Here is an 11,438-nt window from a genome sequence, read left to right on the forward strand (position 1 = left end):
GCATCGATTCAAGCTACCACAAACAAAGCATTCAATCGATGCGGTGCAGCGACTCGATGTCCGATGCATCTTCGGGACTAGTGGGTCGCCGATGCCCGATGAGCCCGTGCGGCCGCCCGATCGGACGGCATTCTCTATTTCCCTCGTGCGCCTAAAAGCACTGCTTATTACGCATTTTTGCCGTCGGTGTTGGGCTGAAAGCCGGGATTGTTATCCCGATTGGCCACCCGCGACGTGGCGTGGGCGCGGCGCGCACGCCGGGGAACCACTCGCTGCCGCATAGATTCGGAATCGTTGCATGCATCGATTGAATGTGCTTTGATGCTCGGTATCACATTCGGATTAGCGCCCAGGATGATGATCACAATGTCGGTCGACACCGAGCCCACGATGCCCAGTCACACATGGGGTGCGCGGCCCTCAACCGGACCCACCCCGGTGGATCCGTGGGGTCCACCCATCACCACGATGGGGCAGCCGAGGCCGACCAACCCGCAAACGCCGGAGGCACGGTATTCGTGGGCCCCACCACCCATGGCCTTTCAACCCGGTTTTGGTCGGGCTCCAGGCTGGCCGTATCCACCGGCCACACCAAACACTGCCCCGCATCGCGCGTCAGCACGCATCGCCGCCGCAGTAGTCGGCGCAGCGCTCGCAGTGATCGCGCTGATAGTGCTCATCACCACCGTCGGCGGATCAACCAAACCCGGCGCCGCCCTCACCCACACCACACCGACTGTCTCAGCACAGCCACCGTCCACTACGACGACCCCGCCCCCGCCCCCGCCCATCGCGCCGGCGGCCCTGGCAGGGCTGCTGCTCGACACAGACACCATCAACGCGCTGATGAACTCCGGAGAACTAGCGGTGGACCCAAAGCACACGACGACGAAGTTGTTCACCGACACCACCGACCACCCGGCATGCGGCGGAGTGTTGGTCAACGCCAGCAAACAGGTCTACGACGGCAGCGGATGGGTCGCAGCGCAAACCCAATCCCTGCGTGACAACACCACCCGACAACACGTCGTCTACGAATCGGTAATCAGCTATCCCTCAGCACGCACCGCCACCAAAATGGTTGCCCAAGAAGCCCACAGCTGGCAACGCTGCAACGGCCGATCCATAACCACCACCGCCACCAGCTACCCGGCCCAGACTTGGTTTGTCGCCACCGTCGACAACCACGACGGCATGCTCACCGCGTTGATGAACCAAGAAGGCGCTCGAGGCTGGGCCTGCCAGCACGCATTGACCGCACGCAACAACATCGTCATCGACATTGAGGTATGCGGTGCCGACATCACCCATCAAGCCACCGCAATCGCCAAGAAAGTCGCCCAAAATGTCCACTGACTCACAATCCCTCGGGAATGACCAACATCTTGAGCGCAAGCCGACCGAGCCACGCGCCGGAGAAGGTTGCCGCCCGGTGCTGCAACCGCAAACCGATGTGATCGTGATGGCTGTCCTATCTCTGCCTGTCGTGCCGATCACGCCCCTATTTCAAGGATGGTGCTCGCTATGATCGCGGCGAACCCCGTAAAACTCGGTGTCGGCCTTTGCGTGTATGACGACGAAGACAAGTGGTTCAGCGGCTACAGTTCCAATCGAAAAGCGGCTGCGATCTGTGCGAACTGCCCGATCATCGTCAGCTGCGCCGAGAGGGCTCTTCGGCTGCAAGTCACCGACGGTGTCTGGGTAACGGTGGTCATGCCCGGTTCACGTCACACCGATGCTCTGGAACAGGCCCGTGCACGCCTGCGTCGAGTTATCGAGCACTACCGACACCAACCCGCCCAGCAACGCATCCGCTCGCTGCTCATTGGAAAGGCCGTGCACTTCGCGGCCACCCAGCGTCAACCCGGCCCCGGCCAACGAGTCGACCGCCACCGCGTGCATTCACCGGAACTCGCGGAGCGAGCCAGTGCCTAACATCTCTGCGGCCACCCGGATTCTAGGCGACGTGCCCAAGCCTACCCAACCACGCGCCGCCAAGGGCGGCCGCTCGATGCTGCAAGCGCAAATCTATCTGATCGTGATAGTTGTCCTCTCTGTACCTGCCATGGCGATCACGCAACTGTGGGCCATTGCCGCAACGCAAATCGGGGCCGGCTGTCACAGCAACGATGGCGACAATATCGTTTTCGGCATCGACTCCTGCACCGTCGAGGGCCAGCACTTTGCGATGCTGCAACCAGCGATCGCTCTGGTTTCGGCCGCGGCAGGTGCTCTAGTCACGCTATTGATCGTGGTCCTAAACAACAGAATTCGGATGGGGTGGGTGTGGCTGGGCCTCCCGCTAGCAGCGGGCGTGTATCTGGCAGGGCCATACATTGCAACTTGCTTGCACGGAATCTGCCAGCGGGACAACTGAACCGGCCCCGGTCACGCCTGCCCCCAGACAGGGCATCGGCCATCGAAGCCGTCCCGCGGGCGTCGTTGCAGGACCTCCGTGCGGCGCCCGCGACGACGCTACGCTCAGTGAGGCTCTGTCGATTCAGTGGTGTCAGAATGGAATGCATGGGCCTGTCGGTGCCGATTCCGCAGGAGTCAGGGATCAGCGAGTGTGCACGACTGTCGTCTGCGCCGATATGCAACGACCTCAATCATGGGCTGACCATGCTGGTGTTCGGTGTTCCTGCATTGGCGGTGTGGATCATGATGGCGGCGTGGGCCATGGTCGATATCACGAAGGTCCGGCGCGATCACCGAACGCGGTGGCTGCTGCTGCTGGTGTCGTGTCTACCTGTGGTCGGAGCCTGCGCGTGGTTTATCTACCGCACAACACAGAAGCTCCGCTCATCGCAGGGGGATCTCGCCAAGTCCGACAATTCTGAGTAACCCTCAACTGCAGCTGGCGCAGATTCCGCGTGAAATCAGACGGGCAACCGCGAAACTGACTGCGCTGGTTTAGCGCCGCCCGGTGGTCACCATCCAGCCTTCAGTGCGTGCGCCAAGGGTAGGCAAGCCTACGCGGGGGATGGTCTTGGCATAAATGCGAAGCCAGGCACTCAACGCCGCATCGAATCGCCAACGTCAACGAACGCAGCAACAACAGCGCATACTTCCAAACCAAACCTGCCGCCGTGATCGCCGAACCCGACGCACCCACGCCCCAAACGGAAACGCCACCCATCTCATCCGGCTGCTCGTGGCAGACGTCGAGCATCCCAATTCGCCTGCTTCCTAGGTTAGAATGATGCCGCCCCCGATGGCTGCGCGTCGTGCTTAATGGAGTAGTGCCACCTTGGTTTTGGGTTGCGCTGTTTGTTGGTAGTGCCGGCGTCGGCCGGGGGCGGGCCGGTGTGGCGGAGGGCGGTAGTCGTTCGCCAGGGCAACGATCGTCGTGCGCTGCGCTGGCCAAACCCCAGTGCCCGGGGTTTGGCTCAGCCTGGACGTGCCGCCGTAGCGGCTGGCTGTTCCGAAGTGGTGCCGACTCCATGCACTGGGGCCCCGCAGCGGCGCTGATGAGATGCCGTTTGGCCGACCGTGAGAACGAGGCACTGATGGTCGTTATTGGTGTTGATACCCACAAAGCGACTCACACGTTGGTCGGAGTCGATGCCGGCGGTCGCAAACTTAGCGAGCTGTCGATCCAAGCCGCCACCGCCGGTCACCTCAAAGCGCTCGATTGGGCCCGTCGCATCGGTGGTCACGATGTGGTGTGGGGTATCGAAGATTGCCGCAACTTGTCGTGGCGACTAGAACGAGATTTGCTCGATTCCGGTCAACAAGTCGTCCGGGTGCCGCCGCACCTGATGGCCCGGGTTCGGTCCTCGGGTCGGGCCCGCGGCAAATCAGACCCTATCGACGCTCTCGCAGTGGCACGAGCGGTACTGCGCGAACCCGACTTGCCGGTGGCCTGTCACGACGAGATCTCGCGGCAATTCAAGTTGTTGGTGGATCGTCGCGATGACCTTGTGGCGCATCGCACCGCAGTGACGAATCGGTTGCTGTGGCGCGTGCATGAACTCGACCCATCTCATGCTCCTCCGCCCGCTTCCTTGAGCAATTTCAAAAACCAAGAGGCGTTGGGTAGCTGCCTGATCACTCAAGTCGGATTAGTGGCCGAACTGGCTCGCGACGAGCTGGGCGACATCACCGCTGTGACCAAGGACATCAAGACCCTCGATGCTCGCATTGGCGCGGCGGTACGCGTAGCGGCACCGTCACTGCTCGGCATTTACGGGTGCGGAGAGCTGACCGCCGCCAAGCTGATCGGCGAGACCGCCGGCGTTTCACGATTCCGCAACGAAGCCGCCTTCGCCCGCCATGCCGGGGTGACCCCCATTCCACATTGGTCGGGAACAAATCCGGTGCGTTTGCGGGCAGTCAAGGTAGGTAATCGGCAACTCAATAACGCGTTGTATCGGATCGCCATAACTCAGATCCGTTTCAACAGCGGCGAGCCAGACGCGACCTACTACCGCAAGCGTCGCGAATTCGGCGATACCCACGCTCAGGCGCTGCGCCGTATGGAGCGCCGCATCGCCCGCATCGTCTTCGGTCACATGCGCACCGCTCAAGCCAACTGGGCCAAACAGTTACCCAAGGAGCATAATCATGTGGAAGTCTTTGGCGCATAGTCGATTACGTGGTGCAGATGTGGCCGACTGCGCTCTTCGGTTTTCACAACGACGTTAGCCAGCGGGGTCTCGGCGTCAGCAATGCTTGTTCGCTGAAAGTCGCTGAAATCGGCACAATCCATTTTGCGAACCGATCAAGAAGCGAGGGCAACGATCAGACAAGGACAAAGCGATGTTCCCGCATCGGCGGTGTTGGCACAGATTCCGCGTGAAATCAACCGGGCGACAGCGGAGTTGGCTGCGCTGGTTTGGCGCCGTCGGGTGGTCTAACACCGAACTTCCACCAAACAGGAATATGCGATACGCCAGCGATGCGCGCTGCGCAGATCCGATGCTGGCCGTTCGACAACCACGTACCGTCGTGAGTGCGGAAAATCCGGATTGGGTCTAGCGAATCAAGCAGACTCAGTGCCAGGTTGCGGTCGGAGTTGTTGAGCGCAGAGATTACCGGACTGTTCTTCGCGAGTAACCCGATTTCGTCCGGGGCCGTGGATGCCGGCGTACAGGTCAGCACAGACTCAACAGCCGGTAGGGCCACCAGCCAGCTACCTTGGTGGGCGCTACAGTCGCGCGCTCGGCGCTGGAAATCCGGGTTGGCGTATAGCTCACGGTAGGTGTCTTGCCCTGGTGTCCACCCGAACTCTCGAAAGTGCCGGCGAACGTTTTCTAGGGCGAATGGGCAGGTGTGGTTTCTGCGCATTGCATGTGGGAAGGGGGCGTCGGCAACTGGGATCCAATAGAAAGGCATATCCGGGCCACTCCTCAGCGGTGTCGAGCCGCGGTATTGGTCATGCTGGGATTCTTCCTGTCGGGTTCTGGCTGCGTCATTGTCTGCACGATGAACCTTTTCGAGTAGTTCCGCGTTTCGCCGTGGCTCGCAGGAGTCGACCCATGCGACGGCGCGGCCACCGGAGTTGCCGGGATAGCTGCGAGAGACCAGCAGTGCTCGTCCGTCATCGCAAGTGTTACCCGTGTTACCCGTTCGCAGCGGTGAAGCGGAAGGGCGATTTCCTGTCGCGGGGTTCGTGTTCCCTCAAATCGATCCAGGCAGTCGGGCTGTACAGGGCTCCGGCGTTGTTGATTAGCAGGCTTGTGAGCTGGGGAATTGTGGATTGAGGAGGTCTAGGCGGCGGTTGGCGGTCAAAGCGGTGATCCGGCAGGCTTCGGCGATGTTGTCGGCGCCGTTGAGGCGGTGCAGATTGATCGCGGTGTTGCGTAGCGTTGCTAGGACCTGTGCGTCGTTTCCGGTATGTGCCCTTTGACGGTCTTCGTCGAAGGTGACGTCGCGTATCCAGTGCAGGCTGTTCTCGATTCCCCAGTGTTGACGCATCCAGGTCATGATCGCGGTAGGGCGGGCGTGCTCGAACGGCAGGCTGCAGATGGCATAGACCACCTCCACGCTGCGCTGGTCGGTGGCGGTGATCAAGCGTTCACGAGTGATCCGGATGATTTGTTTTGCGTAGGGGAAGCCGATTCCTCGTGCAGCGGTGATGATTTGCAGGGTGCGGGTCTCGACACGGCCGTGGCCGCGGGAGTCGTCGGTAGCGGCTGCGGGCACCTCGGCCCAGGGCAGCGCGGTGATACGCGCAAGTATTTTGGCTTGGTTGGACTTGACGATCATCAGGTAGTGCGACTTCAAGGTGGCGCAGATCAACTTCGCGGTGACGACCTGGGTATGCATCGCATCCACGGTGACCAGCCACCGCAAGCTACCCGGCAGCAGCGTGAGCAGGGCACGTACGCAGGGAATTTCATTGCTTTTCTCGGCGACAGCGAGTTGACCGAGCACCAATCGGGCACGGTGGGCGAACACCGACACGAGATGCGTGGCTGTCGCTTTGGCGCGTAAAGCACCACGCAGCATCTTGCCGTCCAACGCGATCGGCACCAATCCACTGGGGTCGCTGCTGGCCACGTGTGCAGTGAAGTAACTGCCCATCCTGGCGTTGAGGTCGGCGGGGTCTAGCCGAGACAAAACAGCGCGGAAGGTCTTCTCACTGGGCCGCCGGAACCGGACCCCTAATTGGGCCAACACATCATCGGGAGCGGTGGCCGCCCATGTGGCAAAACCAGCATAGCCGCGCATCCCCGCGGCAGTGGCCAGAACCGCGATCGCCAACAAAGCCATCAGCGAATACCTCCGACCGCGTGGGTCCCTCGGGTCTGGCACCGAGGCCAACACATCGAAAAACTCCGATCCGATGAGCTCGCTGCGCTCACCAGGACTCCAGCGGTCGAACACCTCTGGAACCGACGACACAGGCAATACTGAAACGGTAGGCACGGGCAACTCCAGACCAACGACGAACAGTAACCAACTCGATCGTTCTCCAGATAGCCCGTGCCTACACTCCGGCCCCAATAGCGCGGCACCAAAGATCATCAACCCAGCTCACAAGCCTGCTAATCAACAACGCCGGAGCCCTGTCGGGCTGTAGTAGCGGGCGCCCGGAAGCCGGTTACCGTCGGCATCGACCTTGAATACGGCCAGAACGCCGGCATCGATGCTGTACCTATATGGCTCCGTGAGTGGCGTTGTCCAGGTCTTTCCGTTTGCCATAGTGATTGTAAAGTGTGGCTGCGTTGGAGTTTTGGTCTCGTTGTCATCGAGCAATCCCATGGGCCATGCCCCCTATTCTTCTCCTACGATCGCTTGACAGATTTCATTGCACCGCCCGGTGTCCAGGCGACCAGGCAGGCATTCACGCCGTAACTATACAACGATACGTTGTATAGTTACGGCGTTGCAGAGTTTGCCGCTAGCGCTTAACGTACCTCCCAGCCGACCGACAGCCGATGATGATTCGAACGCGCTCTGAGGATCTCATTCCCTTGCGGCGTCGCAGGCCTCTTGAGCCGCTGCTTTGAAGTCATAGACCTGATCGACCCCCGGGCCTTCGGCGAACCATTCGCCGGTGTCGAGCTGCCCGACGAGATACTTACCGGATCGGTACAGGCCAGGGTTTTCACGCGTCCACACCATCGGTTGCCCAGCTTCCCTCAGCCACGACGTGAGCCTCCGCACCGCGTTGCCATAGTCATGCGCGATCACCTCGACCGCGGTGGCTGCCCCGCCCGCAATAACATACTTGGTCAGCATCGCCTCGCCTGTGGCGCAGTCCGTTTCGACCAGCATCAGTTGGTTGCCGACTCGGACGGCGTCGGGCTCCTCCTGGGCGCCGGAACACCATGGCTCCCCGAGGCCACTGGCCCGAATGGCGCGGTGCACGATCTCGGCGGCGGTGCTCATTCCGACTCGCGTAACCAGCGGTAGAGGGGCGGCGGGCCACCGCCCTGGGTTTCTGCGATCACCAGCCACAGCACCCATGGCGGCGCCACCGCAACTCGTGCCCACATACTTGCTCCGTTACGTCTCGGATTATTCACCTACGTTTACCTAACCCGCTGGGCGGCCAATTGTCCCTCTAGCATGATGGTGTGGAAAGTGGTGGTAGTAGCAGTAGTCGAAGGATGCCCCTCGCGTATGCCGCAGCCGCTGAGGGAGTGCGGGAATGGGTCATTGACGACGTACCGGGCTTGCTGGGTACGGCGTTGAGGAGACTGTTCGTAGCGACGAAACGTGCCCCAGAGCCCTTCCGACGGGTGCTGTGGGGGCAACGCACCATTGCGGGCGGTCACGATCACGACGACAGCACCAGGGGGACTTCGGCATAGAGCTGAATGTATCGACCGTGACTACAACCGTGAGGGTACTGCGGGTGAGTTGTGGGCGATGCTCGGGAAACCCCGACGCCAAGAATATTTCGGGTGCGCCGAGTTGCCGACCGTTCAGGCAGACTAGCCTGGGCCGGTGTAGCTTATTTGGCCGATGGAAGTGTGGAAGATTTCCCTGCTGACCTTTCTTGCGGCGGCCATGGGAACGATCGTTATCACTGGCGTCCGGCGGTGGCGGGTCAACCGCAAGACCCCCGACCTCAGTGGGGCCGCCGCCGCCCGCTACGGGTCGATAATGGGCGGCAATTGGACACCGCCCATCGAAGACAACCGCCATATCATGGTTGAGCGTGTCGATGCCCCGCCAGCCCCTGACCCACTATCTCAGCCGCCTGGCAGGGTGAAGCACCGTTGAGTGCCCCGGCGAGCGACATACCCTGGCCGTCGGCATCCAGCAAAACCACCTGATGGTAGGTGCTTATGCTTTCCTCTCCACGGCCGGAGGCCCCTTCGCTGAGCTCCCGCAGGGCTGCCCTGGCCGCCGGGCGCCCTTCGAGGTGAGTCCGTCATCTCCAACATCCGGACGAAATGCCGCTGACCTGGGCCGTGCTAAGCGCGGCGCTCGTGACCTAGTGACCTAAGCTGGACGCTGGGCGATGCAGCGCACCAACGAATGATAGATGTGGATGGCACCACCCGGCCAGCCGGTGGTTATCCAACCGCGACGTTATGCAGACCCGCGCGGCCCACTGCCGCCACATTCGAACGCGTAGAACGAAGACGACGGTCCCGGAATTCCCCAGCTAGCAACATTAGGGTCATGTGTTGGGTGCGAACCAGTACGCTCGCATCCTCGCCAGGAACTCACTGGTGATCGGATAGCCGGAGCTGTCACCGAGAACACTATCTACGCCGCACCTGGGGCACAGGGCCGTGTGAGCCAGTTCAGCTAGCAACGCCGTCGCGTCTGGTGGCGGGCCAATCCAAGTCGAGATCTCTTCGGGTGCAAAGGTATTACAGCAGTAAAAACAACCGCAGACGCCGCTTCGACAAACCTCGTCGCGGTTGCGATTGCAGTGCTCATGCGCATCCAGAACCTCACTATCGGATGCCCTTGGATCACTTTCGCCGCGCTGGCCGGATGGCACATCCGATAGTAGCCAGTCGCCGCGCCGGAATAGCGAGGCGCCATCGCAGCAGCAGATGCCGACTCTGCGAAGTGACGTCGGAGGCGTATGGCCGATCCAGTTGGGATCCGGTGGCGGCGGGTGCTGGCCGGGGCTTGCGTGAAGGTCGAATACGCGTTGTGGTGGCGGATCGGCTATCACCCGGCTGTAGTCGAGGGCTTGCGCCGAAGAAATTACCGGTCACTGGATGCGGTAGCCGATCTCGGCGGCTGCGGCCTGTCCGATCGACCATACGAGCGGGTGGGTGAGGGGGCGGGTGAATGATGGCATCGTGGGTATGGAATCCGCGGCGGCATTCCACAGTACGATGTTAGGGCGCCCGGTCATGGTCGACGGGACGTAGAGGCCGTCGAGTTCAGGCCAGGTCGTGTAGATAGCGCGAGCCCACCGTCGACATATGGATCGGGGTGCGGCCAACAATGCAGCCGAAGCGGTGTTGCGGAGCAGCCATGTTCCTGACAAGTCGAGCAGACGCAGTCTCCGTTGGGGTTGCCAGGCGGTTAGAGTCGGAGCGTTGGCGCGGGTGTCGATCACGCGTGTTGTTTGGTAGACCTCAGCGAGGCTGGTTGCGACATCGGCGGCGGCGTACAGGACCCCGTCAGCGTGCGAGCTGGGCCGAGGGCCCGGGTGTGGATCCCAGCGCATCGAAGGCAGCGGACCGAAGGTGCGCAGCGTGTTCCACGGCAGTATGTGCTCGCCTTCGGTGCGATGGACCCTCCACAGCGTGCCGTTGTAGTCGATGTTGTCATCAGGTTCCCGGATGAGCTGTTCTGGGGGCGTTCGTGGCGCCTTCGGTTTGGGCCGTGGGCTCACCAGCGCGCGAGATCTGCTATGAATCCGGCGACCAGCGCGGGGTCGCCACCGGCGGCCAGATGCTCGATCGGAGTGCGGTCGTCGAAGTCGGGTTGCGGGGTGTGCATGAACACATCCAAAACAGCGGGGGTGGTGCCCCGCGCTATCGCGGGGACGATCACGTCCAAGCCGGGAAGCAGTTCGTTGCCGAGGAACTGCCACCTTGGGATGCGTCGGTTTCCTTGGAGATCGAAGGCCCATAGTGCTTTTGCGGTGATGCGCCGCGACACGCGGGAGCGGTCTACGCCGAGCATCGTGGCGGCTTCTTTTATGCTGACCGATCCTGAGAGCGCACCGGTGAGCTGCTGCAACGCGATGCGGGCGCGGGCCGGGCGTTCGTTGCTCGCCGACCATGCGTCGATCACCGCTGCTGTACCGGGTCCGGCGTTCGCGCGGAGGAAGTCCACTTCTGTCGTCGACAGAGTGGCTGCCCCGGGGATGGCCGCAAATCCGGAGTCGAGTTCGTCGAGGACCTCTTCGACCGTCAGGTCAATCTGGTGTCTAGCGAGTAGCGCACCCAGTGCAGGAGCAGTCGATCCACCCATAACGCACAGTGTAGCACGGCCATGCGGTCATGTGCTGTAGGCTGTGATCGGATGCGACACGTGTCCAGTTCACGCCACCATTCTTGGAGAACTGATTGCGGACAAGCGAACCGGACTGCGCGCCAGATCATTTGCGCCGCCCGGCGAAATGCACCGACCTGCCCGGCTGGACCGGGGAGTCGGCGCAGGGCTAGCGGCGGTGATCGGACCTCCGAGGATGGGGTACCCCGTGGGAGGCGAAACCTAGACTCTTGGTATGTCCGGTGTGGGTGAGCTTGTCCGCAGTACCAGTGGCGCGTGGATGGTGCGGCCCCCGCAAGTTTGTGAACGTGGTCATCGGCTCGTACCGGGCCGAGTTCTCGTCGGCTCAGTGGCCTGCTCGCGCGGGCGCCACATTAGTTGGCGTTGCGAATGCGGCGCTATGGCCTATGGTCCCGATTTGGGGGATGAATGCACTCTGTTGCACGGCCCTGCGCATGTCCGTGGGAATCAGATGTAGCGGTGCTGGTGTCCCGCATGACGGGGCTTTGGGGAGTTACAGTTGGCTTTCGGCAGCCGGTCTAGCCCGAAGTTAGCGGCTGTGAGGTAGG

At 61.9% G+C, this 11,438-nt stretch carries 10 protein-coding genes; 5 read left to right on the forward strand and 5 right to left on the reverse strand.

Features of this window, described 5'->3' with window-relative positions; genetic code table 11:
* Positions 1–167 precede the first annotated feature (167 nt).
* Positions 168–380 (reverse strand): hypothetical protein, encoded by a 213-nt coding sequence (locus tag SHTP_RS28120; protein WP_172900708.1) that lies wholly within the window; start codon positions 378–380, stop codon positions 168–170.
* A 277-nt stretch (positions 381–657) separates the two neighbouring features.
* Between SHTP_RS28120 and SHTP_RS26345 the strand changes: the two genes are divergently transcribed.
* The 5 genes from SHTP_RS26345 to SHTP_RS26370 all read left to right on the forward strand — a co-directional run bounded on the left by SHTP_RS26345 (position 658) and on the right by SHTP_RS26370 (position 4,589).
* Positions 658–1,356: a sensor domain-containing protein gene (locus SHTP_RS26345; RefSeq protein ID WP_231991888.1), complete on the forward strand. Its 699-nt coding sequence runs from the start codon at positions 658–660 to the stop codon at positions 1,354–1,356.
* 168 nt (positions 1,357–1,524) lie between these two features.
* On the forward strand, positions 1,525–1,935 hold the full coding sequence (locus SHTP_RS26355; RefSeq protein WP_096372697.1) for a WhiB family transcriptional regulator: 411 nt from the start codon (positions 1,525–1,527) through the stop codon (positions 1,933–1,935).
* A gap of 31 nt (positions 1,936–1,966) precedes the next feature.
* A complete protein-coding gene (locus tag SHTP_RS26360) occupies positions 1,967–2,377 on the forward strand; it encodes a hypothetical protein (protein ID WP_223161413.1) in 411 nt (136 codons plus the stop codon).
* A gap of 137 nt (positions 2,378–2,514) precedes the next feature.
* On the forward strand, positions 2,515–2,844 hold the full coding sequence (locus SHTP_RS26365) for a PLD nuclease N-terminal domain-containing protein (RefSeq protein ID WP_012552868.1): 330 nt from the start codon (positions 2,515–2,517) through the stop codon (positions 2,842–2,844).
* 665 nt (positions 2,845–3,509) lie between these two features.
* Entirely contained in the window at positions 3,510–4,589 is a 1,080-nt protein-coding gene (locus tag SHTP_RS26370; RefSeq protein WP_231991893.1) for an IS110 family RNA-guided transposase, read from the forward strand.
* Positions 4,590–5,670: 1,081 nt separating this feature from the next.
* Here the strand turns inward: SHTP_RS26370 and SHTP_RS26380 are convergent.
* From SHTP_RS26380 to SHTP_RS26410, 4 genes are all read right to left on the reverse strand, one after another.
* Positions 5,671–6,873, reverse strand: coding sequence for an ISAs1-like element IS2404/ISMul1 family transposase (locus SHTP_RS26380; protein WP_420873064.1), 1,203 nt, complete (start codon positions 6,871–6,873; stop codon positions 5,671–5,673).
* A gap of 540 nt (positions 6,874–7,413) precedes the next feature.
* The gene (locus SHTP_RS26390; protein ID WP_012552871.1) at positions 7,414–7,839 is read right to left on the reverse strand and encodes a hypothetical protein; all 426 of its coding nucleotides are present in this window, start codon (positions 7,837–7,839) and stop codon (positions 7,414–7,416) included.
* A 1,792-nt stretch (positions 7,840–9,631) separates the two neighbouring features.
* On the reverse strand, positions 9,632–10,264 hold the full coding sequence (locus SHTP_RS26405; RefSeq protein ID WP_096372701.1) for an RES family NAD+ phosphorylase: 633 nt from the start codon (positions 10,262–10,264) through the stop codon (positions 9,632–9,634).
* On the reverse strand, positions 10,261–10,848 hold the full coding sequence (locus SHTP_RS26410) for a helix-turn-helix domain-containing protein (protein ID WP_096372702.1): 588 nt from the start codon (positions 10,846–10,848) through the stop codon (positions 10,261–10,263). The genes SHTP_RS26405 and SHTP_RS26410 overlap by 4 nt, the downstream gene beginning before the upstream one ends.
* Between the last annotated feature and the right edge of the window lie 590 nt (positions 10,849–11,438).

Origin of the sequence: Mycobacterium ulcerans subsp. shinshuense, assembly GCF_002355775.1 — a bacterium.
Taxonomy (GTDB): Bacteria; Actinomycetota; Actinomycetes; order Mycobacteriales; family Mycobacteriaceae; genus Mycobacterium; species Mycobacterium marinum.